Source organism: Microcella sp., from assembly GCF_040286215.1.
Lineage (GTDB): Bacteria > Actinomycetota > Actinomycetes > Actinomycetales > Microbacteriaceae > Microcella.
Genome location: NZ_JAVKCK010000006.1, coordinates 100808 through 126053, shown reverse-complemented (window position 1 = coordinate 126053; position 25246 = coordinate 100808). Strand labels below are relative to the sequence as shown.

Genomic DNA, 25246 nt, shown 5'->3' with positions numbered 1-25246 from the left:
GCTCTCCGCAGAGTTGTCCACCCCGCACCGGCTGCAGTGCAGAGTCTTCGAGAGAGCCGGTGTTTCATCCTCCCCACACCCCCGCATCTCGCCAGGTCGACCCCCTGAGTGAGACGCAGCTGGTCGCGGCCCTGCACGAGCTGGGCGACGGCGTGCTGTTCCTCGATAGCGCCTGGCGTGTGCGCTACGCGAATCGTGCGGCCGAGCGGCTCTCGGCGGCTCCCGGCTCGAGCTTCCGCGAGCGCTTCCCCGAGCTGGATCACGACGTTCTCGACGAAGCCTTCGATCGCGTGGTCCGCACACGCCTGGCGAGCACCACCCGCCACTGGATGCCCGGCACCGAGCGCTGGCTCGAACTGCGCGCCGAACCCACAGCCGACGGGGTGGCCGTGATCCTGCGCGACGTGACCGCCGACGAGCACAGCAGGGCGCGCCTGCTCGAGAGCACGGCGCAGCTCACGGTGCGGGGTGCGCTGCTGCACGCCGCGCGCGACGGAATCGTGCTGTGCGACCTCGACGGAATCGTGCAGTACTGGAACCCGGCCGCCGAGGCGATCTACGGCTGGACCGCCGAGGAGGCGCTCGGCGAGCACTACGACGCCCTCACGGTGACCGACGACGGTGTCGCGGACGCCATCGCGACGGAGCTTGCTCGCGAGGGGCACTGGGCGGGCGAGATCGCGCAGAGCACCCGGCACGGCTCGCGCCGGCGAATCGACTCCCGTCGCCAGCTGATCCTCAACGATCGGGGCGACGCCGTCTCCGTCCTCGCCGTCAACACCGACGTGACGGACGCCCGCCTCGCGGAGGAAGGGCGGGTGCGCGCGCAGCGCATGCAGAGCCTCGGCACGCTCGCGGGAGGTATCGCGCACAACCTCAACAACATCCTCACGCCCATCCTCATGTCGGTGCAGATGCTCGACCGCGACGAGAGCGATCCGCGCCGGCGCGACACCCTGCGCATGATGGAGCGCGGCATCGTGCGCGGCGCCGACATGATCCGGCAGGTGCTCTCCTTCGCGCGCGGTGCGGACAGCGAGCACGCCCTGCTCGACACGCACGCCCTGCTGGATGAGTTCGTGCAGTTCTGCCACGAGACGCTGCCGAGCAGCATTCGCGTCACACAGCGCGTCGATCGGCATCTGCCGCCGCTCATGGGAGACGATACGCAGCTCATGCAGGTGCTCGTGAACCTGGCCACGAACGCCCGCGATGCGATGCCCGACGGCGGCGAGCTGATCCTAGAGGCCCGGCAGGAGGGCGAGTGGGTGCGGGTGAGTCTCACCGACACGGGCGTCGGCATGACTCCCGAGGTGATCTCCCACATTTTCGAGCCGTTCTACACGACGAAGGGCGTCGGGCAGGGCACGGGTCTGGGCCTGCCGACGCTGCAGGCGATCGTCGCCAGTCACGGCGGCCGCAGCGATGTCGCGAGCGAGCCGGGTGCCGGCACGACCTTCACCCTGTGGTTCCCCGTGGGCGACGGCGTCGTGCCCAGTGAACCGGCCGACGTGCGGTCGCACCGCTTCGAGCTTGCTCCGGGTCGCGGCGAGCGCATCCTCGTCATCGATGACGACAGCGACATCGCGCGCACGGTGAGCGAGCTTCTGGACGGTGCTGGATACTCGACGATCACGGCCGCCGATGGACGGGCGGGCCTGGATGCTCTGGCAGCAGCCGATCCGCCCGTGCAGCTGGTTCTCACCGACGTGAGCATGCCCATCCTCGACGGGGCTGGCGTGATCGCTCACATCCTCCAGCACCGTCCCGAGCTGCGCGTCATTGCGGCGAGCGGCTTCACGAGCAACGACGCCATCGCTCGCGCGGTGGACGCGGGCGACGTGGCTTTTCTGGCAAAGCCTTTCACTGCGCCTGCGTTGCTCAACGCGGTGCGCGCGGCGCTGGACTCACCGGCTCGCGCCCCACGGCTCTGAGCGTCGACCCGCAGATCTGAGCGTCGACCCGCAGACGCTCGACACGCTCGAATCGTTGGGTCGCGCGGGGACGACCCGCTCGCCAGAATGGCCGCATGACGGTCAGTCGCGCGCAGTTCACCGCGCTCTACGAGCAGCACCTTCCCGCCGTGAACGCCTACCTGCGCCGACGTGTCGCGCGCGATGATGTCGACGACCTCGCTGCCGACGTCTTCGCGGTCGCCTGGCGCAAGCGCGACGCGGTCGCGCCGGGAGAGGAGCTGCCGTGGCTCTACCGCATCGCCGGCTACCTCGTGGCCAACCACCGCCGCAGGCTCGCCTCACGAGCCTCCGTGCTGGGCTGGTTCGCCGTTCCCGACTCGGCCCCGCCCGCCGACGCGGCTCTCGACGGCGACCCGACGCTCGCCGCGGCATGGGCCTCTTTGAGCGCGACGGAGCGCGAGGTGCTCGCCCTCGTCGTGATCGACGACCTCGCGGTCGCGGACGCTGCGGTCGCGCTCAGGGTGACGCCGAACGCGGTGAGCGTGCGGCTGCACCGCGCGAAGAAGTCGCTCGCGGCGGCGCTGGGCGCATCCGGAGGCTATGACCCGGAGTGAGGCGAGCGCAGCGCGAAAGATCGTCGGCCGCCGCGACATAAACCGGGTATGAATGACTCTTCCGAGAACCTGTCGCAGCGTTTGCGCCGCTCCTTCACGACCGAGCAGAGTGCCGAACTGTCATCCGACGTCGTGCGCGGCGCCGCCGAGCGCCGAGCCCCCCGCCTCGTCAACCACGGCCGCGTCACGCGGGCGGCGAGCCTCTCCGTCTCGGCGGTCGCCGCTGTCGCCGTAGGCTCGCTGGTGATCGCGAACCCGTTCGCCCCGCAGCCCCTCTTCACCGCCTCGGGCCAGGGCGGATCGAGCGCGCTATCGGCGGCGTCCGAGTCGGCGGATGCCGACCTGCGCATCGCGCAGTGGATCGATTACGAGTACCTGCCGGGCGAGGGGCTCTCCACGACCGGCGGGCGCGGCGCGGTGTATGCCCTGCAGCGCATCGGCAGCCCGGAGAGCGTGCTCGGGCAGGTCTCGGCACGTTACGGCGTCGACGGCCCCGTGGAGCGCACCGAATACTTCGATGAGCAGTACCCGAGCTACGTGGTCGGGCCGGAGGACGGTTCTGCGCCGTCGGTGACGATCTCGTGGGTGGGCACCGCGAACTGGTGGTACAGCAACCCGGGAGGCTACCCGCCGGTGATCCGCGAGGACGAGAGTGAGTTCGTCGAACCGCGGCTGGAGGATTCGCTCGCGCCCGCCGAGGCGGAGGCACGCTCACTCGCCTCGGGGACCTTCGCGGCGACCGGGCTGGAGGTCGCACCCGCAGACATCACCGTCGCCGTCGATGCGTATCAGACAATGGCGAGCGCCAATCTGACGGTCGACGGCGTCACGACCGCTCTCGACTGGGGCATCGCCTGGTCGGCGCAGACCGGCGAGCTGGTGTGGGCTTACGGCCATGCGATCGAGGTCGTCGAGCGCGGCACCTTCGACACGGTCTCCGCGGTCGCGGCGGTCGACCGCTTGAGCGACTGGCGCTGGTTCGGCGCCGCCGGCCCCGCCTATCAGGGCGGCTACAGCATTCTGGCCGCGGAGTCGGGTGTCGCGCGCGACGCGGTCGCCGGTGATCCGGATGCTTCCGTCTCGTCGCCGGTCGAACCCGAGCCCGCTGAGCCGGGTGCGGAGGAGCCCACCCCGACCGAGCCGATGCCGGTGGAGCCCGGCGGCGGCGCCGGTGGTGGCGCAGGTGCCCCCGACGAAGAGCAGCCGGAGCCGGTGGAGCCCGGTGAGGGGGAGCCGACCCCGACGGAGCCGGAGCCGCTGCCCGAGCCGCTGCCCGAGCCGGAGACGGTCGTCGTCACGGTCGAGAAGGCAGAGGCGACGCTGCTGATGCTGTGGGATGCCCAGGGCAACGCCTGGCTCGTGCCGGGCTACGCGATGCAGCAGCCGGAGGGCTGGTGGAACGCCGTGGTCTCTCTGGTGGAGGGCGTCATCGCCCTGCCCGAGCCGATCGACCCGGCAACGATCGAGCCCGGCGTCATCGAGCCGGCGCCCGTCGAGGAGTAGTCGCGCTCGCCACGCCCATGCTTTGAGCGCTCCGTGGTTGCAGGGCCGTGCATCCCGCGCACGGCAGCAGCCTTCACGAGTGGGGCGATGATCGCTGTGCTGGCGGGCTCTAGCCCCACGGGGTCGGGATCCGGAGACGCCGGTTCGAGCAGCCAGTAGCCGACAGTTCGAGCCCGAACGGCGAGGTTGACACGGCGCCGCAGAGCCCGGACTGGCTCGATGAGTCCGACCCCATGGTGCTCGAGTGGTCGGCTGACGGCTCCTACGAAACGCACGCCAACGAGCACACAACGGATGCTCGCGTGGTCGGCAACGGAGCTGACGCGGATGTCGTGATCGTCGTCGACGGCGTGGAGGATGGCGCCTGTACGCCAACGGGAGACACCGACTTCGCGATGGCCCCCTCTGGTGAGGACTTCACAACTACGGTGAACGCCGAGGTCGATGCTGTGTCGGGGGAACTCGACCCGCGCGAAGTGGCCACGGATGCGTGGAGCGGCAGCCTCGATACGGACTGCCAGATCGACACCCTCACATCGACAGAGGAGGAGGATGGCCAAGCGTTGACCGCCCGGTGCACACGCAGCTGATCGCGGGCACAACGCTGATGTCGACGCCGGAGCCGTGACCCTTTAGTCGTTCCCGCTGCTGTCCTCGTCCTCCGGTTGCTCTGGCGTGTAGGGCGTCGCTCCCGAGACCCACAGTCGAGACGGCGTTTCCGTCGTGAGGGGAAGGTGTCTGCTGAGGGCAATCAACCCGCCCTCGACCGCCACGATCGAGTCAACCACGATCGGTGTCTCAAACTGGAAAGCCTCGCGGAAGGTGGTCCACTCGACGGTGTCGGCCGAGTAGAGCACATCGGTCGCTCGGAGTCTCGGGTGCGAGAGAAAGACGAAGAACCCGTCGTCGCTAGCGACAGTAGCCCCGATGCTGCCCTGAGGCGCGTCGTACTCGTCGTCACCGCCGTAGAAAACGGGCTCCCAGTCGATGCCGTTGTCGGACGCGAGCAGTACGACTCGGTCGGGTTCGGTTACCTCCCCATCGCGAACCGTTGCTGCGGTCAGCCAGCGTGAGTTTTTCCGCACCACCGGCGCGAGAATGTTTGTGCCGCTCAAGGCGATCGACGGCGCAGTACGGTCCACCCAGTCGATTCCGTTGGCACTGAAGAAAGTCTGGATCCCTACCCCGGCCTCGTCGTCCCGCGTTCCCATGGTGATCAGCAGCACGCCATCGTCGACAAGAAGGAGATCGTGGGAGGCGAATGAGTTGTTGGGGGTGCCCAACAGGCTGTTCTCCACCGCGACCCACTCGCTCGAACCGTCCGGATGCAGGACAAGGGGCGCCGTGCAGGAGCAGGGGACGGTGCCTCGGCCCGGGTCCTCCCAGTTCACGCCGACGAGAAAAAGTAGGGAGTCACCCACGGGCGCGATGTCGACAACATTCCTGATGCTCAGCGGGCTATCGCCGGTCACGACCGGACTGCCGATCTCGTCGGGAGAAAAGAAGTCCCAGTCGCTGCCATCCCCGATGGCGATCCACGGTGCCGCACCGCCGCTGTCTCGCTCAGCGACGACTATCCGCTCCTCGTCGAAGTACAGGAGCGGGGGGAACTCGGACGCACCGGCGGGACGTCGAGGGTCGAGAGGTACTTCCGTCCACGTGACGGCGTCGGTGCTTGTCAGGAGAGTGTCGTTGCGCATTGCCCACAGGGCCCCGAGTCCGTAGTCAATCCTGGAGACATCGTCGAATACGTCGCCGGCTGTGTCGATCTCGACCCAGTCGCGCCCGACTACTCCGTCGAACGCGCGAGGTGCCTCCGCCTCGGGTGTGGACAGTCCACCGTCAGGTGCCGGCGAGGAACAGGCGGCGAGTGCCGCCAGCGCCGATAGCGCAGCGACGCCCGCGGTCATGAACGGTGATCTGCTCCGCCGGATCGTCACTCGATCAAGCCTGCAGGTATGTCACGTCGTACACAAGGGCCGTGGCCGCTCAGGAGCGATCGCGCTCGCGGCGCAGAATGCGTGGGCTGTGGTGACCACGGCGCACATCACGGCAAAAAACGGAGGGGCTGACGAGAATCGAACTCGCATCATCTGTTTGGAAGACAGAGGCTTTACCACTAAGCTACAGCCCCGAAATCGGCGGGTTGTCCGCGAGACTTCCGGTATCAAAGGATGAGCCTAACGTATCCAGCTCGGCTCTCGGCGGTCTCGGGTGCCGACTCGGCTAGACTCGTGAAGGCCATTTTTCGGAGCGACCCCCGTCGTGACGCTCATGGCCGCACGGTCACGGTTACGGGGCGTAGCTCAGCTTGGTAGAGCGCCCGCTTTGGGAGCGGGAGGCCGCAGGTTCAAATCCTGTCGCCCCGACCACGCCCACACGACGTCTACACACTCAGGAGATCCTTTTGGTTCAGTCCACGGCCACGAAGCTCAGCCCCACCCGCGTCAAGCTCGCCATCACGGTGAGCCCGGAGGAGCTGAAGCCGAGCATCGAGCACGCCTACAAGCACATCGCGGAGACGGTGACGATTCCCGGCTTCCGCAAGGGCAAGGTGCCGCCGCCCATCATCGACCAGCGCGTCGGTCGCGGTGAGGTGCTCAACCACGCCGTGAGCGAGGGCCTCGACAAGTTCTACCGCGACGCGATCGCCGAACAGGGGCTGCGCGCCCTCGGCCGCCCGAGCGCCGACGTCAAGGAGTGGCCGAGCGAGAAGGACTTCTCCGGCGACCTGCAGGTCGAGGTCGAGGTCGACGTGCGGCCCGAGTTCGACCTTCCCGCCTACGAGGGGCTCACGATCGAGGTCGAGGCGACGGAGGTCACCGACGACGAGGTCGAGGCGGAGCTGCAGAACCTGCGCAGCCGCTTCGGCACGCTCGTCACCGTCGACCGCCCCGCGGCGACAGGCGACTTCGTGCAGATCGACCTCGTCGCGACCGTCGAGGGCAACACCGTCGACACCGCCAACTCCATCTCCTACGAGGTCGGCTCCGGTGAGCTCATCGAGGGCATCGACGAGGCTGTCGAGTCGCTGACCGCGGGCGAGACGACCACCTTCGAGTCGCAGCTGCTCGGCGGTGACCACGAGGGCAAGATGGCGCAGATCGAGGTCACCATCCAGTCGGTCAAGGAGCGCGAGCTTCCTGAGGCGGACGACGACTTCGCGCAGATCGCCAGCCCGTTCGACACGATCGCCGAGATGAAGGATGACCTGCGCACGCAGCTCGCCCAGCAGAAGTCGTTCGGCCAGGGTGCCGAGGCGCGCGACAAGCTTCTCGCCGCGATGCTCGAGCAGGTGGAGATTCCCGTTCCCGACTCGCTCATCGAGGGCGAGGTGCACCGCCACCTCGAGAACGAGGATCGCCTCGAGGACGACGCGCACCGCGCCGAGGTCACCGAGTCGACCACCACGACGTTCCGCAACCAGATCTTCCTCGACGCTCTTGCGGAGAAGGAGGAGGTCAAGGTCAGCCAGGACGAACTCACCCAGTACCTCATCCAGGGCGCCCAGCAGTACAACATGGAGCCCGGCGAGTTCATCAAGATTCTCGACCAGAACGGGCAGATTCCCGGCATGGTCGGTGAGGTCGCTCGCTCCAAGGCCCTCTCGGTCGCGCTCAGCAAGGTGACGGTCGTCGACACGAAGGGCACGACGGTCGACCTCAGTGCGTTCACGGCAGCGGCGACCGCACCGGTGGCTGACGGCGGCGAGCACGAGGGCCACGACCACTAGCGGCACCCGTCACGAGGGGCCCGGCGCCGCAGGTGCCGGGCCCCTCGTGCATCCTGTACCTCATTCCTGGTCGGGCGCCATGATGCGGCCGGTGAGAGCGGCGACGCCGCGACGCCGCATCAGTCGAGTCGAGATCGCTGTAGCGCGATTGCGGGCTCCGTCGATCATGCTCGGCCCGGGATTGCGACCGTCCAGCTTGCGCAGGGCTGCCGCGACCACGTCTCGCGGTTCGCGAAAAGCGCCCACGCGCGCGGATTCGCCAGCGATGTCGAAGAACTCTGTGCGCGTCGCGCCGGGGGAGAGCGCGAGCACGCGCAACCCGGTGCCCTGAGCCTCGACCCACAGGGCCTCGGTGAAGCTGAGCACGAAGGCCTTCGTCGCGCCGTAGACGGCCATGTAGGGCACGGGCTGGTAGGCCGCCGTGCTGGCGACCGTGATGAGCGAGCCGCGGCCGGCGCTGTACAGACCGGGGAGGAGCGCCCGCGTGAGGTCGACTAGGGCGGTGACGTTGAGCGTGATCTCCTCGTGGATACGTGCAGGGTCCTCCTCGTCGAATCGTCCACGCGTGCCGAAGCCCGCGTTGTTGACGAGACTCGAGATGGTCAGGCCGCGCTCGGTCACGGTCGCGACGACGCGGTCGACCGCGCCTGGCTCGACGAGGTCGGCTTCGAGCGGGGTCGCGGTGATGCCGTGCTCCTCGTGCAGCTCGGCGGCGAGCTGAGTCAGCCGATCGAGGCGTCGTGCCACGAGCACGACGTTCGCGCCTCGTCGGGCGAGCTGCCGCGCGAACTCTGCGCCGAGCCCCGAGCTCGCTCCGGTGATGAGGGCGGTCGTTCCTCGGTAGTCGACGGTCATAGTGGGGTTCCTCTCGGATGCGAATGAGTAAGATGAACAGGTGTTCTCCCATTAGGTTGACACATGTACACCTACTTTGTCGGGGGGAGCGCAGGCATGACTCGATCACCCAATCCGCGGGGCACCGGCGAGCAGTTGCGCGCCCAGCTCGTCGCCTCCGCGAGCGCCATGCTCACGAGCGCCCAGCCCGTCGCGCTGCCCTCCCTGCGCGCGGTGGCGCGGGCCTGCGGGGTATCGCCATCGGCGGTGTACCTGCACTTCGACTCGCAAGTCGCCCTCCTGCGCGCCGTGGTCGATGCGCAGCTGCGGTCGATGCGCTCGGCACTGCTGGAGGAGTACTCGGGCGGCACCGCCCGAGAGCACATCGTCGCCATCGGACGCCGATACGCGCGGTGGGGCATCGCGCACCCCGGCGCGTATCAGCTGATCTTCGAGACCGCGCCGCAGGCGGGGGTCACGGGGAGCGACGACCCGGAGAACGACATTATCGGCATGCTCGGAGACCTCGTCGCCGCCAGTCGCAGCGGCGACGTCGAGAGCGCTCGAGCCGATGCCATGCTGCTGTGGGCAAGCGTGCACGGTCTGGTGCTGCTGCGCATTCACAAGCCCGCCCTGGAGTGGCCGCGGTCTCTGGAGGACGACATCGAGCGAGTCGCGCACGCCATCGTTCCAGCCGGGGGATGACGCGAACTCTGCCCACGGCGAACACGCCAGAATGCGCGTGCCGCCTCGCGTAGATTCGAAGCACGAGACGAACAGGAGCTCCCCCCATGGCCGAACCGACACTGCCCAACAGTGTTTTTGACCGACTGCTCAAGGACCGCATCATCTGGCTGGGATCAGAGGTGCGCGATGAGAACGCCAACGAGATCGCCGCGAAGCTGCTCTTGCTCGCTGCGGAGGACCCTGACAAAGACATTTATCTCTACATCAACTCTCCCGGCGGCTCCGTCACGGCGGGCATGGCGATCTACGACACGATGCAGTTCGTGCCCAACGACATCGTCACCGTCGGCATCGGCATGGCGGCGTCGATGGGTCAGCTGCTGCTGACCTCCGGCACGAAGGGCAAGCGCTACATCACGCCCAACGCTCGAGTGCTGCTGCACCAGCCGCACGGCGGTTTCGGCGGCACCTCCAGCGACATCCAGACGCAGGCGCAACTCATCAATGACATGAAGACGCGCCTCGCCGAGATCACCGCCGAGCAGACCGGCAAGACGGTCGAGCAGATCAACAAGGACGGCGACCGCGACCGCTGGTTCAGCGCGCAGCAGGCCCTCGAATACGGGTTCGTCGACCACATCCGCGCCTCGGCGAGCGACGTCGTCGGCGGCGGCGGCACCGAGCACGGCAAGTAAAGGACGGAAACGGAACCCCATGGAAACGCCCACTTTCTCCGCAGGCCAGCCCGCCATGCCGAGCAGCCGCTACATCCTCCCCAGCTTTGAAGAGCGCACCGCCTACGGCTACAAACGTCAGGACCCGTACGCGAAGCTCTTCGAAGACCGCATCATCTTCCTCGGCGTGCAGGTCGACGACGCCTCGGCCGATGACGTCATGGCGCAGCTGCTCGTGCTCGAGTCGCAAGACCCCGACCGCGACATCGTCATGTACATCAACAGCCCCGGCGGCTCGTTCACGGCCATGACGGCGATCTACGACACGATGCAGTACATCCGACCGGAGATCCAGACGGTCGTGCTGGGCCAGGCCGCGTCAGCGGCCGCCGTGCTGCTCGCCGCCGGTTCGCCTGGCAAGCGCCTGGCCCTGCCCAACGCGCGCGTGCTCATCCACCAGCCCGCCACCGGCGACGCCGGTCGTGGCCAGGCGAGCGACATCGAGATTCAGGCGCGCGAGATCGCCCGCCTGCGCGAGTGGCTGGAGGAGACGCTCTCCAAGCACTCCAACAAGACCGTCGAGCAGGTCAACAAAGACATCGACCGCGACAAGATCCTCATCGCTCAGGAGGCGCTCGAATACGGTCTCATCGACCAGGTGCTCACGAGCCGCAAGAACCTGCCGGCCCTCGCCTCGTAACGAGGCGGCGCTGCGCACGCGAGCCCCGCATCCCCGTCTCGGGATGCGGGGCTCGCGTCGTCGTGCGTGCCGGTTCAGGCGCGCCGTCGTCGGGCGAGCCACACGGCGACCGCCGCGATGCCCCCGAGCAGCACCACGCCGACGCCGATCGCAGCGGCCGCGCCGAGCACAGCCTGCGACTCGTCTCCGGGTACTGCGGTTGCTGGCTCGCCGTCGGTGGGCGTCGCGGCAGTCGCACCGCACTCGGGAGCGACGGGTGACCCCGTGCCGACCTCCGCGCCGGGCTCGGGCTCGTAGCGGAACGCGAGCGTGTCGGAGAGCGTGTGACCGTCAGCGGAGACGTACTGGAAGGCCATCGTGTACTCGCCGGCCCCGCCGAGCGCGCCGCGCGTCGACAGGGAAGGCCCACCGACGTCGACGCAGCCGTCGCCGTAGTAGAGCCCGGCCTCGTCGGTCACCTGAATCGCGAAGCCCGCGCCCTCGCCCCCCACGTCGAGCAGTGCCTCGTTCGTTGTCACGACGAAGAACTCGGGAACCTCGGTGAGGGTCTCGCCAGCCTCAGGTGTGGTCGACACGACAGAGTTGTGCGCCGAGGCGGGCAGGGCGGGCCCCGCCACGACGGCGAGGCCCAGCCCGAGAGCTGCCAGGGGAGCGGAGGCGCGTCGCACGGCCTACTGCTCCGCGGTCGTGCGCGCGCTACGACGGGCGAGGATCGCCGCGGTGAGGCCTCCGGCGCCGACCAGGATGCCGAGCGCTCCGAGCACGCGCGCCAGCACGTCGGGCTGCGTGGTGCTCGCGACAGCGTCGGTCTCCGTGCTGGCCGTCTCGGCCATCGCCATCTCCGTGTCGTCTCCGTGACTGTGCCCGTCGCCCGTGGAGGCTGCAAGGGTCACCAGCGGAACATCCTCGCCCTCCCACACCGCCGTGCCCTCGTCGCAGGTCTGGGTGACGGGGAACTCCACCGTGTCGCCGGGTGCTCCATCGGGCAGGCGCAGGGAGAGCGCGAACGAGTCACGGAATCCATCCGCGAGGCCCCCGGTGGTCGAGGTGTAGACGACCTGGCCGATGCGCTCCGTGACCGGCTCGGCGCCCTCGGCCGCCTCGAGCGGCTCCTCGAGCGGCACCATGACCTTCTCGACGCTCCACAGCGGGTTGACGGTCGGTGTGACGCTCGGGATCGACTCGGGGATATCGATCGTCACGATCTGTGTGGGCGATCCATCGCAGCCGTGCGGCACGGAAAAGGTGACGACGGTGTAGGAGCCTGCGGAGTCGCTCGTGGCGGTCGCCGTGACGTGCGCCTGCGCGGCGACGGGTGCGGCGAGAGCGAGCAGGCCGCCCGCAAGGGCGGCGGCGGTGATGCGGGTGCGGTTCTTCATGGTGTGTCCTTAGCTGAGAGTCGAAAGGCGCGCGCTCGGCTGTGCACGACGGCACGGTCGTGAGCGCGTGAGGCGCCGGGAAGAGTGTTTTGTTGCGGGTGCCGCGTCAGACGGCGGCGTGAGCGGGCGGGCCGCGCCGCAGTTCGAGACGCTCGAGGATTCCGCCGAGCGGCGGCACGATGGGCGCCGCGGGCGCGAAGCGCGGGGCACGGGGCAGCGGCACCACGGCGGGAGCATCCCGCAGCGCGGCGGCGACCCGCAGGGCGAGCGTGCGGAGCGCGCGGGCGAGTGCCCCGAGACCGAAGCGCACCAGAAGGAACGCGGCAGCACCGGCCGCGATGTGGGTGAACACCATCGGCCCGGAGGCGGTATGGTGCGCCGCCGTCGCGGGCGCGACGAGGGACAACGGAGCGCCGTGCGCCGCGTGAGAGCCGACCACTCCGAGGGCCGTTCCGCTGGCGCCTGCCGCCGCGAAGAAAGAGAAAAGACTGTGGAAGATCGCCTGATCGATCGCGACACCGATGAGGATGCGCGGGCTCGACGGTCGCGCACCGATGACGAGCATGCCGACGAGGCCCGAGGTCACGAGTGCCGTCGCCAGAGCCGCGATCGACGGAGTGCCCCCGCCCCCGAGCGCGTGAGCGGTGGCGGCGGTGACGGTCGCGACGACCCCGACGAGCCACGACGCGGCCACGCGACTGCGTCGCGCGGCGAGGCGATCGTGGGTGCTCATGAGGGCTCCAGACTAGGTGACCAGGCTTGTGGTTCTGCTCAGCATTCGGAGACCTGGGTGGTGGCGACGGGTCGCGATGCGGACCGAGCCGCGCCGAGGGCCGCGGCGCGTGCGACACCCTGGCGGGGAGAGGTGCGCGCACATCGTCGGTACCGCGGGTTAGGCTCGGTACACGCACGCATGGGAAGGGGGGCCTCATGGCCCGCATCGGAGAAAGCGCCGACCTGCTCAAGTGCTCCTTCTGCGGAAAGAGCCAGAAGCAGGTGCAGCAGCTCATCGCTGGCCCCGGCGTGTACATCTGCGACGAGTGCGTCGAGCTGTGCAACGAGATCATCGAAGAGCGCCTCGCTGAGTCGAACGAGAACGAGGCGGCCGAGTTCGAACTGCCGAAGCCTCGAGAGATCTACGACTTCCTCGGCGAGTACGTCATCGGGCAGGAGGCAGCCAAGCGCTCGCTCTCCGTGGCGGTCTACAACCACTACAAGCGCATTCGGGCCGGGCAGTCGCTCACCTCGGCCGACCAGCTGGCCGATGAGGTGGAGATCGCCAAGAGCAACATTCTGCTTATCGGCCCCACCGGGTGCGGCAAGACCTATCTCGCGCAGACCCTCGCGAAGCGGCTGAACGTGCCCTTCGCGGTGGCCGATGCGACCGCCCTGACGGAGGCGGGCTACGTCGGGGAGGACGTCGAGAACATTCTCCTGAAGCTTCTGCAGGCCGCCGACTTCGACGTCAAGCGTGCCGAGACGGGCATCATCTACATCGACGAGGTCGACAAGATCGCCCGCAAGGCCGAGAACCCCTCCATCACGCGCGATGTCTCGGGTGAAGGGGTGCAGCAGGCGCTGCTCAAGATCCTCGAGGGCACCGTGGCGAGCGTGCCCCCGCAGGGCGGGCGCAAGCATCCGCACCAGGAGTTCATCCAGATCGACACGACGAACGTGCTGTTCATCGTCGCTGGCGCGTTCGCCGGGCTGGAGGACATCATCAGTCAGCGGGCCGGCAAGCGTGGCATCGGCTTCGGCGCCCCGCTGCACGACAAGGCTGAGGAGAAGAACCTCTTCAGCGAGGTGCTGCCGGAAGATCTGCACAAGTTCGGGCTCATCCCCGAGTTCATCGGTCGCCTGCCCGTGGTCACGACCGTGACGCCGCTCGACCGCACCGCACTGATCGAGATCCTCACCGCGCCCAAGAACGCTCTCGTGCGGCAGTACCAGCGCATGTTCGAGATCGACGGCGTCGAGCTCGAGTTCACCCCCGACGCGCTCGACGCGATCGCCGATCTCGCCGTGCTGCGGCAGACCGGTGCTCGTGGCCTGCGCGCGATCCTCGAAGAGGTGCTCGGGCCGATCATGTTCGAGGTGCCCTCGAGCGACGAGGTCGGCCGTGTCGTCGTGACCCGCGAGGCGGTCATGGAAAACGCGGCGCCGACGATCGTGCCGCGCCGCTCGGCTCAGCGCCGCGAGAAGTCGGCGTAGTTCGCAGGTGGCGCGACTACGCTGACGCCATGAGCGAGTCGATGCGCGACAGGTTGCGCGCCCTGCCCGACTTTCCCGACGATCTGCCGACCTTCGACCCAACCATGGCGCCCGCTTCGGCCGAAGTCCTCTTCGTCGATTGGCTGGACGAGGCCTTGCACTTCGGCGTGCATCAACCGCACGCTTGCACGCTCTCCACGGCCGGCCCCACCGGTCACGTGACAGCGCGCACCCTCATCCTCAAGGACCTCACAGAAGGCCAGTGGGTGTTCGCCGGCGCGCGGTCGACACGAAAAGGCATCGACCTGGCAGCCAACCCTTTCGCTGCGTTGACCTTCTACTGGCCGCAGCGTGGCCGGCAGGTGCGCGTGACCGGGGAGGTCGAAGAGCTGCCCAGCGAGGTCGCCGCCGCCGACTGGGCGGCCCGCCCCGCCGTCACTGAGCCGCACAACCACGACTGGGCCGCGTGGGCGTTGCAGCCCACCGAGGTTGAGTTCTGGCAGGCTCGCGCCGACCGCCGGCACGTGCGGCACTGGTATCCCGCACGCTGACACTGCGGCACGGGCAAGACGCATGCGGTCGGTGCCCGGACCGCACGCCCGGCCCCGCTTACCGGGGCACGTCGCGCGCTCGAGACTGCGTGCTCGAGCGCAGGGGGCGCACTGGGCACCTGCGCATCGCGAGCATTCGTCCACGCACGCGCGTCGACGGCGCCCGTGCCGAGGGGGAATGTCGGTGGTCGGTGCTGGAATGAGAGCATGACGATGACCGTGGCGGAGCGCAACGCGAGCGACTCGCGTCTCGAGACGTTGCTCGACGAGCTCATCGAGCTCGAGGTTCGTGAGGCGCGCATCGCGGTGCGCAGAGCCGCGCTCGTCGCTGACGTGAGCGCGCTCATCTCGCACGTCGAGGGTGCCGGCGGCTCATCGAGTGGTGCAGCGGGCTGGAGTCCGGAGGTCGTGGCCCAGCGCACTACCGCCACCGAGCTCGCTGCTGTGTTGCGGGTCTCAGAGCGAGCCGCGACCACGCTGCTGGAGCAGGCGCGTACGCTGCACGCCGACCTTCCCCTCACCCGTCAGGCCCTCGCCGACGGGCGCATCACGTATCGTCACGCCTCCATACTCATCGACCAGGCGTGGTCGCTCCCCGTCGAGGTTCGCGCCGACTTCGAGGCCGCGGCGCTGCCCGCGGCCGAGACCCGCACCCCCGAGCGGTTTCGGCAGCGCGCGCGGGTGATCCGCGAGCGGGTGCACCCTGACTCCATCGATGCGCGTCGCGCTGAAGCCGCGCAGTCACGGCACGTGGCAGTCGAATCAGCGCGCGACGGCATGGCGTGGCTGACCGCCTATCTGCCCGCTGAGCAGGCGCAGGGCATCTACGCGCGGCTCACGCGCATCGCACGGACACTCGAGACGGGCGAGGCCCACCCGAGCGCGGACTCCAGGGGCGCAGAATCGCGGTCTGCCGAGTCGGCGGCCGCCGCATCCCACGCCGCCGGTGACGGCCGCACCCTCGCGCAGCGGCGCGCCGATGTTCTCGCCGACCTCCTGGTCGACGGCGTCGTGGTCGAAACGGCGCTCGGGTACGGTGTTCGCGCGCAGGTTCTCGTGACGGTGCCCGTTCTCACGCTCCTCGACCGCTCGGGCGGCACAGTGTCCGATACGCCTGCCGAGCTCGAGGGCTACGGTCCGATCGACGACCAGACCGCCCGTCGACTCGCGGCACATGCTCCGTCATTCACGCGACTCCTCACTCATCCGGAGACGGGCGCGGTTCTGTCGGTCGGGCGCGATCGATACGCGGTGCCGGCGGATCTGAAGCTCTGGCTGAGAGTGCGCGACGGCACGTGCCGGTTTCCCGGTTGCGGACGTAGCGCATCGTCCTCCGACCTCGACCATACGATCGACTGGCAGCACGGCGGCCGGTCCGACCACGACAATCTCGCGCATCTGTGCCGCTCGCATCATCGACTCAAGCACCACACGCGGTGGACGGTGCGCCACGCGGGTGACGGCCTGCTCCAGTGGCGAGCTCCGAGCGGTCGCGAGTACATGACGCGGCCAGAGCGCGACCTGCGTGCCACTGCGTAGTGCGAACGTCCGCCCGTCAGGCGACCGGCACCGTGCGGTGCGCGCCGCGATCGGGCGCGCCCACTATGCCCAGCCGTGCTTGGTGCGCACCGCGGCCAGCGCTGCATGAGGGAACTCGGGGCAGTCGCCCGCGAGCGATTCCCCGAGATCGAGCAGGCGGCGTGCGAGCGAGACCTCCTCGAGCCTGAGAGCGTTGCTGAGAGAAACGGCCAGGTCAGGGTGGGTCAGGTTGAGCCGACGCCGCGGGTCGAGACGGTCGGCACGATCGTCCTCGGGGGAGAGCACGGCGACTGCCGTGAGCAGGTGCGTGACGGCGTCGCCCCTGAGCAGCGCGGATGCGGCGAGAGTCTCGCCACGACGAGCCTTCCCCGCACCGAGGTGCACCTTGGCAACGACGAGCGCGAGCTCGTCGGCGAGGGAGGCATTCCTGTTGCGCGGTGAGCGCGCGATCGCCCGTGCGACCGCCTCGGCGACGCCACCGCGGTCGAACAGCACATCATGGTGGTGCACGCTCCATACGGAGAGCTCATCGGGGCTCGCGACCCCGAACTCGATGACGCGCCCGTCGTCGAACACGAGCGTGCCTCCGCCGTGCCACTCGATGACGTCCAGCACAATCCGATCGGCGTCGGGCAGCCACCACCGCTCGTGCCGCACCTCGTCCTGAGACCCGGGGGAGGTGATGATCGCCAGATCGTGGTCGCTCCACTCATCGACGCGATGCCTCTCGGCGGTGGAGCCCATGCCGACGAGCCCGAGAATGCGGTCGTCGCCAGCGAGCCGGTCGCGCACCGTCCACAGGTACTGCTCGAAGCGCTCGCGCGTGCTGGCGGTCATGGGATCTCCTCAGGTGGGGTGGGTAGGCGCTGCCACGGCAACGCTGCCGGTGGGCCTGCGCGTATGGGGCCCTGACGCCGGCAGTGCGGCGCCGCTTGACATACTTCGGTACTTCATTCTATGGTTTGTTTAGTCCTGAAGTAAGGGGAATCAATGGCGCTCCGCCCGATGGCTCGCACCGACGTCAATCGCTCCGCGATCTTGGCGCACCTCGGTGCACACGGCCCCGCATCGCGCGCTGAGCTGGCCCGTGCACTCAGTCTCTCTCCCGCGCTCATGACCCAGCTGACCAAGGACCTGCTGGCCGACGGACTCCTGCGCGAGCTCGCCCACCAGCCATCGCAGGGGGGCCGGCCCGCCCGCATGCTCGGGCTCGTCGCGAGCGCCGGTCGCGCCGTCGGCGTCAAGGTCGCCGCTGACCACGTCGCCTTCGTCGAGGTGGGCATCGACGGCGCTGTGCTGCGCACCGCGAGCGAGCCCTTCGATGCCTCGGCGACCACGATGCTCGCAAAGCTCGTCGAGCTGCTGCGCCGGTTCATCGAGGGCGGGGCCGACACTCCCATCCTCGGCGTCGGCGTCGGCGTGCCCGGCGACGTGGACCGACAGGGCGAGGGCGTAGTCGACTCGACCCAACTGGGCTGGACCCACGCCCCTATAGGGGAGAGCCTGCGGCGCGAGCTCGGCCTTCCCGTCCTCGTGGAGAACAACGTCAACGCCCTCGCCATGGCCGAGCGCCTCTACGGCCTTGGTCGCCGCCACGACAGCTTCCTCGTCGTCACGATCGGCACCGGAGTCGGCGCCGCGATCGTCGTCGACGGCGTGATCCTGCGCGGCTCTCGCGGGGGAGCGGGCGAGATCGGCCACACTCCCGTGCGGGACGACGGCCCCCTGTGCTCGTGCGGCAACCACGGCTGTCTGGAGACGTTCCTCAGCGAGGAGGCCCTCGTGCGCATCGCCCGCGATCGCGGCATCATCGGCGCCGCGGCCGGTATTGAGGCACTGCGGGATGCTGCGGACTCGGGTGATGATCGCGCTACCGCAGTCTTCAGCGAAGCCGGTCACCTCCTCGGCCGCACTCTCGCCGGCCTCGTGCACGTGCTCGACCCCGAGGTCGTGATCCTTCTCGGTGAGGGCACCGCAGACTGGACGCACTGGTCCTACGGCTTCGAGCCGGCGTTCCGGGCCGCCCTCATCCCGTCCCGCCGCGGAGTGCCGATCGCCGTCGAATCATGGCAGGACGACAGCTGGGCGCAGGGCGCCGCGACGCTCGTGCTCGCGACCCCGTTCGATGCCGACGGCTCCATGGGCGAGCAGGGCGACCTCGTGCGCCGCCGCCTCGTGCAGCAGGCAGCGCCTCCCGAGGCGACGCCGTGAGCACCTCTACCCTGCAGACGAGCCTGCTCGACCGGTCCCCGGGGCCCGAGCGCACTCCGGCCGCGGGCGTCCGGCGACCCGTCCGGTCGCGCCGCACCCGCTTCACCTACACGCTCACTGTGCTCGCCTTCCTGCTGCCGAGCGCCATCCCCCTGGCCCTCTTCGTGCTCGGCCCCATGGTGGCTGCGGCGTGGATCAGCCTGCACGAGTGGAACCTCATCACCCCCATGCAGTGGGTGGGGCTCGACAACTTCGCCCGACTGATCAGCGAGGGCGAGACCGGGGAAGTCTTCGCGCACACGCTGTACTACATCGTCGGCTACCTGCCTCTCGTCTACATCGGCGGTCTTTTGCTCGCCCTCGCCCTCAATCGTGCGCTGAAGGGTCGCGCGTTCTGGCGCGGCATCTACTTCCTGCCCGTCGTCACGAGCTGGATCGTCGTCGCGATCGTGTGGCGCTGGCTGCTCAACCCCGCCAACGGCGTCGTCAACGCTGTGCTCGCCTGGTTCGGCATCGACGGCCCCGGTTGGTGGACTGACCCGGCGTGGGCGATGCCGTCGATCATCCTCGCGAGCGCCTGGAAGGATCTCGGCTTCGTCATGGTGATCCTTCTCGCCGGCCTGCAGGCGATCAATCCCGACCTGTACGACGCCGCGAAGGTCGACGGCGCCGGGGCATGGCGACGTCTCGTGAGCGTGACTCTGCCCATGCTGAGCCCGAGCACGTTCTTCGTCGTCGTCATCTCCCTCATCAACGGCTTCCAGGTCTTCGACCAGGTGTACGCGATGACGGGCGGCGGTCCGGCCGGCTCCACGCAGGTGGTCGTGCAGCAGATCTACGACCTGACGTTCCGCTACGGCCAGGCTGGTGAGGCCTCTGCCCTTTCGTGGATGCTGTTCGCCGTCATCCTCGCGGTGACTCTCGTGCAGGTCATCGGTCAGAAGAGGTGGGTGCACTATGGCTGAGGCGCGCTCGCTCGACCGCCGCGGCGCGGGGGAGAGGTCCGATCGGACGAGCGCGGATGCCCGGCGCAGGGCATCCGTCGGAGGGGTCCTCCTGCACGCCGTCGTGATCCTCGGCGCTGCGCTCATGTTCTTCCCGTTCCTGTGGACGGTCGTGACATCGCTCTCCGACGGCGTCGGCCTGTCGACGGAGCCGAGTCTCTGGCCCGAGAACCCGTCGCTGAACGGGTACGAGACGCTCTTCACCGAGCGGCCGTTCGCTCGGGTCGTGGCGAACAGCTTCTTCCTCGCGACCGCGACGACCGTCGCGCAGCTGTTCACGAGCGCCACCGCGGCCTATGCCTTCAGCCGGCTGCCGTTCCGAGGTCGCGGCATCGTGTTCGCCGTCTACCTCGCGACGATGATGATTCCGCTGCAGGTTCTCGTCGTTCCGCTGTTCGCGCAGATCAAGGCGTTCGGGCTCATCAACACCTATCTCGGCGCGCTCCTGCCGACATTCGCGGCGGCCTTCGGCATCTTCCTGCTGCGGCAGGCGATCAACCAGGTGCCGCGAGAGCTCGACGAGGCGGCGACCCTCGACGGTGCCGGACACTTCCGCATCTTCTGGCAGATCATCATCCCCAACATCCGCCCGGCGCTCGCGACGCTCACGATCTTCGCCTTCATGGGCAGCTGGAACAGCTTCCTGTGGCCGCTCATCGTGCTGCGCGACGCCGAGCTGCAGACCTTGCCGATCGCGCTCGCCGCGCTCCAGGGGCAGTACACCACGGCCTGGGACGTCGTCATGGCCGGCTCTGTCGTGAGCATCATCCCGATGCTCGCGCTCTACATCTTCGCCCAGAAGTACGTCATCCAGGGCGTCGCAAGCTCGGGAATCAAGTAGGCCCCGAGGTCATCCGTATCCACCCACCGCACCACCCCAACAATCCGATAGGAGACAGCACTCACATGAAGCGCACACTCACCGCCGTCGGCGTCACCGCCGCGGCAGCACTCATCCTCGCGGGATGCGCGAGCGAGCCCGCCGCTGAGGGTGGCGACGATGTCGTCGTCACCTACAGCAACTTCATCTCGGCAGGAGGCAACGAGGAAAACCTCGACCTCATCGTCGAGGCGTTCGAGGTCGAGAATCCCGGCATCACGATCGACGTCACGACCCTGCCGTACGCCGACTACTTCACGACCTTGCAGACCGATCTCGCTGCGGGCACCATCGCCGATGTCGTGGACACCAACTACGACTTCTTCCCGCAGCTCGCCGCGAGCGGAGCACTCGCACCGCTCGAGGTCTCGAACCCCGGCGCGTACCGCGAGTCGCTCCTCGACGCGTACTCGGTGGACGGCGTGAGCTACGGTCTGCCGAGCTCCTTCTCGGCCGTCGTGCTCTACTACAACGCCGACCTCTTCGACCAGGCCGGCCTCGAGTACCCGAGCGCCGACTGGACGTGGGACGACGAGCGGGCCGCTGCGGAGGCGATCACGGCGCTCGGCGACGGCATCTGGGGCAGCCACCAGCCGGTCTCCTTCTACGAGTTCTACAAGGTGCTCGAGCAGAACGGCGAGTCGTTCCTCACCGCCGACGGCACGGCCGTGGCCTTCAACACGCCCGGCGGTATCGAAGCGGCCGAGTGGCTCACCTCGAAGAGCGGCACCGTCATGCCGACGATCGAGCAGGGCCAGGGCTCGCCCGACTTCGACACGAACCTGTTCGTCGAGGGCAAGCTGGGCATGATGCACACCGGCATCTGGGTGTTCGGCGCCGTCGCCGACGTGCCCTTCGCATGGGACATCGCGGTGGAGCCGGACAACGGCACGCAGGCGAGCGCCGTGTTCTCGAACGCCGTGGGCGTGTCGGCGAACGCTGAGAGCATCGAGGCGGCCACCCTGTGGGCCGAGTTCCTCACGTCGTCGCAGACGATGGTGGACGTGCGTCTCGACTCCGGCTGGGAGCTGCCGCCGATCAGCGACGAGGCGCAGCTGGCCGTCTACCTCGAGAAGGGCTCGCCGGCCAACCGCCAGGCGGTCTTCGACTCGCTGGACGGCATCGCCTTGACCCCGCTGGTCGAGAACGGCCAGCAGGAGATGCAGGACATCATCACGGAGGAGCTCATCGAGGCGCAGGCCGGACGCAAGTCGGTCGCCGATGCCCTCGCGAGTGCTGAGGAGCGCATCAACGCCGTCATCGGCGGCTGATCGCCTTCCTGTTCGTTCCACCCCGACCGGTGGGGCTCCGAGAGTTTTCGGGTTCGGAGCCCCGCCGCGTCACCGACCACCTGTACAGCACCCGCACGCTCTGCCTGCCCTGGAAGGCTCCCGCATGACGCACGTCTCCATCGACCCCCGCACCCCGCGCGGTGCCGACCTCGCCGATCTGGTGAAGCGCAGTGTCGCTCTCATCGAGCGGCTGCAGCACCCGCAGGGCGCCTACCCGGCGAGCCCGACCTTCTCGGCGTATCGCGGCTACAGCTGGTTCCGCGACGGTGCCTTCATCGCCGACGCGATGTCAGCAGCGGGCGCCGTCGACTCGGCCTCGCGCTTCTTCGACTGGTGCGGCAGGATGCTCGCCGCGCACGCCGACGAGGTGGCCGAGATCGTCGCCGCCGAAGCCGCCGGCTCGCCGCTCCCCGACGACCGCATGCTGCCCACCCGCTTCACCCTCGACGGTTCCGCGGGCGACGACGACTGGTGGGACTTCCAGACCGACGGCTACGGCACCTGGGTGTGGGCCGCCGTCGCGCACGCGCGCCGCCATGGTCTGAGTCTCGAGCGCTGGGCGCCGGGCATCCGCCTCAGCGTCGACTACCTTCTCGCGACCGCGCACCGCCCGTGCTACGACTGGTGGGAGGAGCATGCCGACCAGGTGCACGTGTCGACGCTCGGATGCATCATCGCCGGCCTCGACGCCGCCGTCGACTCGGGTGTGCTGGCCTCGGCGACCGCCGCGCGCGCCGCCGCCGCGGCCGCGGAGTGCCGCGCCCTCATGATCGACCGCGGCACCCACGACGACCACCTCGCGAAGTGGCTCGGGTCGACCGCGGTCGATGCCTCCCTCGCGGCCGTCGTCGCACCGCTGCGCGTCATCGAGGCGACGAGCCCGCTCGGTCTCGCGAGCATCCGCGCGATCGACGACGCGCTCAACGTCGACGGGGGAGTGCACCGCTACCTCGACGACACCTTCTTCGGCGGTGGCCAGTGGCCGCTGCTCAGCTGCATGCTCGGGCTCGCCTACGCCGCGGCGGGCGACCGTGAGCGCGCGCACGCGCAACTGGCGTGGGCGGCGCGCACGGAGACGGCGGAGGGAATGCTGCCCGAGCAGGTCGGCGAGCATCTGCTCGCTCCCGATCGGGAGCAGGAGTGGATCGACCGCTGGGGGTCTGTCGCCACGCCCCTGCTGTGGAGCCACGCGATGCTCGTGCGCCTCGCGGTCGAGCTCGGCGTCGCCGGCGCGCCTGCCGCGGCGGTCGTCGACGCCTCGACGGAGGGGGCATCATGATCCGCCACTCCCCGTTCGGCTCCGGTCATCCCTACTCGGTCGACACCGACCAGCGCCACCCCGTCGACCCGGTGGCCGGTGAGCCGCTCGCCCTCGGTGTGCGCTCGAGCGCGGAGGTCGACGCCGTGACCCTGCAGTGGGATGACGGCTCTGGTGTGCGCGAGCATCCCCTGATCCGCACGGAGCGGCGCTCGCGCGGCCAGTCGGTCGACGGCGGGCACCTCGCGAGCGCGCAGGCGCGACTCGCGCGCGCCGCCCGCGGGTTCTCCGTGACGCTCACCGACCTCGAGCCGCAGCGCGCCTACCGGTACCGCTTCGTCGGAGGGCCGACCGGCGCTCCGGCCAGCCAGCGCACGCGGTGGTTCGACGTGCGCGTTGCCGCGTGGCGCAGCGCGCCCGACGACCTCGTCGCGGCCGATCCGCAGGCCGGCCTCGTGCCCGGCAGCGTCGAGGTGCTCGACGACGGCGAGCGCCTGCTGCGCGTGCGCGTCGCGCTCGCGCTCGCCCCGGAGGAGAGGGTCGCCGGATTCGGCGAGCGCTTCGACTCCCTCGATCACCGCGGGGCGATCCTCGACTCGGTGGTCTTCGAGCAGTACAAGTCGCAGGGCGCGGAGCGCAAGACCTACCTGCCCATGCCGTTCGCGCACGTCGTCGGCGGGCGAGGCTGGGGTTTTCACGTGCGCACCTCGCGCCGTGTCTGGTTCGATGTGGCCTCCTCGGTGGCCGACCGCCTGCTGATCGAGGCGGAGGTCGACGAGGCGAGCGCAGCATCCCGCGTCATCGAGATCGGCGCGTACACCGGCACGCCGCACGCGGTGCTCGACGCCTTCCTCAACGAGGTCGGCCGACCCGAGAAGCTGCCCGACTGGGTGCTGCGGCTGTGGGCGAGCGGCAACGAGTGGAACACGCAGGCGGAGGTCATGCGCCAGGTCGACGCGCACCGCGAGCAGGGCATACCGGTCGGCAGCATCGTCATCGAGGCGTGGAGCGATGAGAGCACCTTCCATGTCTGGCGTGATGCGCAGTACACGCCCCGCGAGGATGCCGCGCCGATGCGCCTCGCCGATTTCACCTTCCCGGCGGAGGGCGCGTGGCCAGACCCGAAGGGCATGGTCGACGAGCTGCACGACCGGGACGTCAGGCTTGTGCTGTGGCAGATACCACTGCTGAAGATGCGCCCGCATCCGCGCGGGCAGCTGCGGCACGACGCCGATGCGGCGCGCCGGGAGCGCGTGCTCATCCGTGAGCCGGGCCCCGATGGGCGGCTACGGCCGTACCGCAACCGCGGCTGGTGGTTTCCGCTCGGGCTCATGCCCGACCTCACCGACGAGCGTGCCGCGCGGTGGTGGACCGACAAGCGCCGCTATCTCGTCGACGAGATCGGTGTGGATGGCTTCAAGACCGACGGCGGCGAGCATGCCTGGGGGCGCGAGCTGCACTACCTCGATGGGCGTCGCGGTGACGAGGCGAACAACACCTTCCCGGTCGCCTACGCGAAAGCGTACGGCGACCTGCTGCGACGTTCCGGCAAGGCGCCGGTGACCTTCTCGCGCGCGGGCTTCACCGGGTCGCAGACGCACGGCGCGTTCTGGGCGGGTGATGAGAACTCCACCTGGGAGGCGTTCCGCTGGTCGCTCTTCGCGGGGCTCAGTGCGACGGCGAGCGGAATCCTCTACTGGGGGTGGGATGTCGCGGGCTTCAGCGGGGAGATCCCCACGGCGGAGCTGTACCTGCGCTCGATGGCGGCGGCCGCGTTCGTGCCGATCATGCAGTACCACTCGGAGTTCAACCACCACCGCTCGCCCAGCCGCGACCGCACCCCGTGGAACATCGCCGAGCGCACGGGGGATCCCCACGTGCTGCCCGGGGTGCGGCGCCTCGTGCAGCTGCGCGAACGCCTCGTGCCGTACCTCTCTGAGGAGACGACGTGGGCGATCGATGCCGGTACCTCGCTCATGAGGCCGCTGTTCTTCGACTGGCCGGATGATGAGCGGCTGTGGAGCGCTCCCCTGCAGTGGATGCTCGGCCGCGATCTTCTCGTCTCTCCCGTGACGGAGGAGGGTGCGACCGCGCACACGGCCACGCTGCCGGCCGGTGCGTGGGTGCACGCCTTCAGCGGCGAGTCGGTCACGGGCGGCGCGACCCACACCGCCGAGGTGCCGTGGGATGAAGCACCGGTGTACGTGCGCGCCGCTTCGTGGCCGCGCCTGCGCGCCGTCTTCGAGGGCTGATGCGGCAG

The 25246-nt window shown here is 69.1% G+C and carries 23 protein-coding genes and 2 tRNA genes; 18 read left to right on the top strand and 7 right to left on the bottom strand.

Annotated features, from left to right (window positions below):
- Positions 1–59: 59 nt before the first annotated feature.
- The 4 genes from RJQ01_RS02960 to RJQ01_RS02945 all read left to right on the top strand — a co-directional run bounded on the left by RJQ01_RS02960 (position 60) and on the right by RJQ01_RS02945 (position 4623).
- Positions 60–1934, top strand: a complete 1875-nt coding sequence (locus RJQ01_RS02960) for a PAS domain-containing hybrid sensor histidine kinase/response regulator (protein ID WP_350475217.1) — start codon at positions 60–62, stop codon at positions 1932–1934.
- 95 nt (positions 1935–2029) lie between these two features.
- Positions 2030–2530 carry an RNA polymerase sigma factor gene (locus RJQ01_RS02955; RefSeq protein WP_350475216.1) on the top strand — a complete coding sequence of 167 codons (501 nt, stop codon included), beginning with the start codon at positions 2030–2032 and terminating at the stop codon, positions 2528–2530.
- Positions 2531–2578: 48 nt separating this feature from the next.
- Entirely contained in the window at positions 2579–4033 is a 1455-nt protein-coding gene (locus tag RJQ01_RS02950; protein ID WP_350475215.1) for a hypothetical protein, read from the top strand.
- A 233-nt stretch (positions 4034–4266) separates the two neighbouring features.
- Entirely contained in the window at positions 4267–4623 is a 357-nt protein-coding gene (locus RJQ01_RS02945) for a hypothetical protein (protein WP_350475214.1), read from the top strand.
- Between the two features lie 42 nt (positions 4624–4665).
- Here RJQ01_RS02945 and RJQ01_RS02940 read toward each other — a convergent pair whose 3' ends face one another.
- Together RJQ01_RS02940 and RJQ01_RS02935 are read right to left on the bottom strand one after the other, a co-directional pair.
- Positions 4666–5943: a hypothetical protein gene (locus tag RJQ01_RS02940; protein WP_350475213.1), complete on the bottom strand. Its 1278-nt coding sequence runs from the start codon at positions 5941–5943 to the stop codon at positions 4666–4668.
- Positions 5944–6096: 153 nt separating this feature from the next.
- Positions 6097–6167: transfer RNA gene (locus RJQ01_RS02935), tRNA-Gly, on the bottom strand.
- 161 nt (positions 6168–6328) lie between these two features.
- On the opposite strand from RJQ01_RS02935, the gene RJQ01_RS02930 reads away from it, so the two are divergent.
- Together RJQ01_RS02930 and tig are read left to right on the top strand one after the other, a co-directional pair.
- Positions 6329–6405: transfer RNA gene (locus RJQ01_RS02930), tRNA-Pro, on the top strand.
- Between the two features lie 35 nt (positions 6406–6440).
- Entirely contained in the window at positions 6441–7766 is a 1326-nt protein-coding gene (gene tig, locus RJQ01_RS02925; protein ID WP_350475212.1) for a trigger factor, read from the top strand.
- Positions 7767–7826: 60 nt separating this feature from the next.
- Here the strand turns inward: tig and RJQ01_RS02920 are convergent, their stop codons facing one another.
- A complete protein-coding gene (locus RJQ01_RS02920) occupies positions 7827–8621 on the bottom strand; it encodes an SDR family NAD(P)-dependent oxidoreductase (protein WP_350475211.1) in 795 nt (264 codons plus the stop codon).
- 96 nt (positions 8622–8717) lie between these two features.
- On the opposite strand from RJQ01_RS02920, the gene RJQ01_RS02915 reads away from it, so the two are divergent.
- From RJQ01_RS02915 to RJQ01_RS02905, 3 genes are all read left to right on the top strand, one after another.
- On the top strand, positions 8718–9305 hold the full coding sequence (locus tag RJQ01_RS02915) for a TetR/AcrR family transcriptional regulator (protein WP_350475210.1): 588 nt from the start codon (positions 8718–8720) through the stop codon (positions 9303–9305).
- 86 nt (positions 9306–9391) lie between these two features.
- Positions 9392–9982 (top strand): ATP-dependent Clp protease proteolytic subunit, encoded by a 591-nt coding sequence (locus tag RJQ01_RS02910; RefSeq protein WP_350475209.1) that lies wholly within the window; start codon positions 9392–9394, stop codon positions 9980–9982.
- Positions 9983–10001: 19 nt separating this feature from the next.
- On the top strand, positions 10002–10661 hold the full coding sequence (locus RJQ01_RS02905; RefSeq protein WP_350475208.1) for an ATP-dependent Clp protease proteolytic subunit: 660 nt from the start codon (positions 10002–10004) through the stop codon (positions 10659–10661).
- Positions 10662–10735: 74 nt separating this feature from the next.
- Here RJQ01_RS02905 and RJQ01_RS02900 read toward each other — a convergent pair whose 3' ends face one another.
- The 3 genes from RJQ01_RS02900 to RJQ01_RS02890 all read right to left on the bottom strand — a co-directional run bounded on the left by RJQ01_RS02900 (position 10736) and on the right by RJQ01_RS02890 (position 12773).
- Positions 10736–11329: a copper resistance CopC family protein gene (locus tag RJQ01_RS02900; protein ID WP_350475207.1), complete on the bottom strand. Its 594-nt coding sequence runs from the start codon at positions 11327–11329 to the stop codon at positions 10736–10738.
- A 3-nt stretch (positions 11330–11332) separates the two neighbouring features.
- Entirely contained in the window at positions 11333–12040 is a 708-nt protein-coding gene (locus RJQ01_RS02895; RefSeq protein ID WP_350475206.1) for a YcnI family protein, read from the bottom strand.
- A gap of 106 nt (positions 12041–12146) precedes the next feature.
- Positions 12147–12773: a hypothetical protein gene (locus RJQ01_RS02890; protein WP_350475205.1), complete on the bottom strand. Its 627-nt coding sequence runs from the start codon at positions 12771–12773 to the stop codon at positions 12147–12149.
- A gap of 197 nt (positions 12774–12970) precedes the next feature.
- On the opposite strand from RJQ01_RS02890, the gene clpX reads away from it, so the two are divergent.
- The 3 genes from clpX (at position 12971) to RJQ01_RS02875 (ending at position 16341) form a co-directional block, all read left to right on the top strand.
- Positions 12971–14251: an ATP-dependent Clp protease ATP-binding subunit ClpX gene (clpX, locus tag RJQ01_RS02885; RefSeq protein WP_350475204.1), complete on the top strand. Its 1281-nt coding sequence runs from the start codon at positions 12971–12973 to the stop codon at positions 14249–14251.
- Between the two features lie 29 nt (positions 14252–14280).
- A complete protein-coding gene (locus tag RJQ01_RS02880) occupies positions 14281–14802 on the top strand; it encodes a pyridoxamine 5'-phosphate oxidase family protein (RefSeq protein ID WP_350475203.1) in 522 nt (173 codons plus the stop codon).
- Between the two features lie 207 nt (positions 14803–15009).
- On the top strand, positions 15010–16341 hold the full coding sequence (locus tag RJQ01_RS02875; protein WP_350475202.1) for an HNH endonuclease signature motif containing protein: 1332 nt from the start codon (positions 15010–15012) through the stop codon (positions 16339–16341).
- 63 nt (positions 16342–16404) lie between these two features.
- On the opposite strand, the gene RJQ01_RS02870 is transcribed toward RJQ01_RS02875, so the two are convergent.
- Positions 16405–17178 (bottom strand): hypothetical protein, encoded by a 774-nt coding sequence (locus tag RJQ01_RS02870; RefSeq protein WP_350475201.1) that lies wholly within the window; start codon positions 17176–17178, stop codon positions 16405–16407.
- Between the two features lie 153 nt (positions 17179–17331).
- Here RJQ01_RS02870 and RJQ01_RS02865 point away from each other — a divergent pair, with 153 nt between their 5' ends.
- The 6 genes from RJQ01_RS02865 (at position 17332) to RJQ01_RS02840 (ending at position 25238) form a co-directional block, all read left to right on the top strand.
- On the top strand, positions 17332–18552 hold the full coding sequence (locus RJQ01_RS02865) for an ROK family protein (protein ID WP_350475200.1): 1221 nt from the start codon (positions 17332–17334) through the stop codon (positions 18550–18552).
- Complete coding sequence (locus RJQ01_RS02860; protein ID WP_350475199.1) at positions 18549–19517, top strand: carbohydrate ABC transporter permease; 969 nt, start codon at positions 18549–18551, stop codon at positions 19515–19517. Before RJQ01_RS02865 ends, RJQ01_RS02860 begins: the two co-directional genes overlap by 4 nt.
- Positions 19510–20397, top strand: a complete 888-nt coding sequence (locus RJQ01_RS02855) for a carbohydrate ABC transporter permease (protein WP_350475198.1) — start codon at positions 19510–19512, stop codon at positions 20395–20397. The genes RJQ01_RS02860 and RJQ01_RS02855 overlap by 8 nt, the downstream gene beginning before the upstream one ends.
- A gap of 65 nt (positions 20398–20462) precedes the next feature.
- On the top strand, positions 20463–21707 hold the full coding sequence (locus tag RJQ01_RS02850; protein WP_350475197.1) for an ABC transporter substrate-binding protein: 1245 nt from the start codon (positions 20463–20465) through the stop codon (positions 21705–21707).
- Positions 21708–21831: 124 nt separating this feature from the next.
- On the top strand, positions 21832–23007 hold the full coding sequence (locus RJQ01_RS02845; RefSeq protein WP_350475196.1) for a glycoside hydrolase family 15 protein: 1176 nt from the start codon (positions 21832–21834) through the stop codon (positions 23005–23007).
- A complete protein-coding gene (locus tag RJQ01_RS02840) occupies positions 23004–25238 on the top strand; it encodes a glycoside hydrolase family 31 protein (protein ID WP_350475195.1) in 2235 nt (744 codons plus the stop codon). The genes RJQ01_RS02845 and RJQ01_RS02840 overlap by 4 nt, the downstream gene beginning before the upstream one ends.
- Positions 25239–25246 lie beyond the last annotated feature (8 nt).

What these genes read in the sequence shown, in the direction of transcription:
- RJQ01_RS02955 (WP_350475216.1), top strand. Translation starts at nt 2,030, where the DNA reads ATGACGGTCAGTCGCGCGCAGTTCACCGCGCTCTACGAGCAGCACCTT.
- clpX (WP_350475204.1), top strand. Translation starts at nt 12,971, where the DNA reads ATGGCCCGCATCGGAGAAAGCGCCGACCTGCTCAAGTGCTCCTTCTGC.
- RJQ01_RS02865 (WP_350475200.1), top strand. Translation starts at nt 17,332, where the DNA reads ATGGCGCTCCGCCCGATGGCTCGCACCGACGTCAATCGCTCCGCGATC.
- RJQ01_RS02880 (WP_350475203.1), top strand. Translation starts at nt 14,281, where the DNA reads ATGAGCGAGTCGATGCGCGACAGGTTGCGCGCCCTGCCCGACTTTCCC.
- RJQ01_RS02850 (WP_350475197.1), top strand. Translation starts at nt 20,463, where the DNA reads ATGAAGCGCACACTCACCGCCGTCGGCGTCACCGCCGCGGCAGCACTC.
- RJQ01_RS02875 (WP_350475202.1), top strand. Translation starts at nt 15,010, where the DNA reads ATGACGATGACCGTGGCGGAGCGCAACGCGAGCGACTCGCGTCTCGAG.
- RJQ01_RS02945 (WP_350475214.1), top strand. Translation starts at nt 4,267, where the DNA reads ATGGTGCTCGAGTGGTCGGCTGACGGCTCCTACGAAACGCACGCCAAC.
- RJQ01_RS02870 (WP_350475201.1), bottom strand. Translation starts at nt 17,178, where the DNA reads ATGACCGCCAGCACGCGCGAGCGCTTCGAGCAGTACCTGTGGACGGTG.
- RJQ01_RS02845 (WP_350475196.1), top strand. Translation starts at nt 21,832, where the DNA reads ATGACGCACGTCTCCATCGACCCCCGCACCCCGCGCGGTGCCGACCTC.
- RJQ01_RS02895 (WP_350475206.1), bottom strand. Translation starts at nt 12,040, where the DNA reads ATGAAGAACCGCACCCGCATCACCGCCGCCGCCCTTGCGGGCGGCCTG.
- RJQ01_RS02920 (WP_350475211.1), bottom strand. Translation starts at nt 8,621, where the DNA reads ATGACCGTCGACTACCGAGGAACGACCGCCCTCATCACCGGAGCGAGC.
- RJQ01_RS02855 (WP_350475198.1), top strand. Translation starts at nt 19,510, where the DNA reads ATGGCTGAGGCGCGCTCGCTCGACCGCCGCGGCGCGGGGGAGAGGTCC.
- RJQ01_RS02915 (WP_350475210.1), top strand. Translation starts at nt 8,718, where the DNA reads ATGACTCGATCACCCAATCCGCGGGGCACCGGCGAGCAGTTGCGCGCC.
- RJQ01_RS02940 (WP_350475213.1), bottom strand. Translation starts at nt 5,943, where the DNA reads ATGACCGCGGGCGTCGCTGCGCTATCGGCGCTGGCGGCACTCGCCGCC.
- RJQ01_RS02950 (WP_350475215.1), top strand. Translation starts at nt 2,579, where the DNA reads ATGAATGACTCTTCCGAGAACCTGTCGCAGCGTTTGCGCCGCTCCTTC.
- RJQ01_RS02910 (WP_350475209.1), top strand. Translation starts at nt 9,392, where the DNA reads ATGGCCGAACCGACACTGCCCAACAGTGTTTTTGACCGACTGCTCAAG.
- RJQ01_RS02840 (WP_350475195.1), top strand. Translation starts at nt 23,004, where the DNA reads ATGATCCGCCACTCCCCGTTCGGCTCCGGTCATCCCTACTCGGTCGAC.
- RJQ01_RS02890 (WP_350475205.1), bottom strand. Translation starts at nt 12,773, where the DNA reads ATGAGCACCCACGATCGCCTCGCCGCGCGACGCAGTCGCGTGGCCGCG.
- RJQ01_RS02905 (WP_350475208.1), top strand. Translation starts at nt 10,002, where the DNA reads ATGGAAACGCCCACTTTCTCCGCAGGCCAGCCCGCCATGCCGAGCAGC.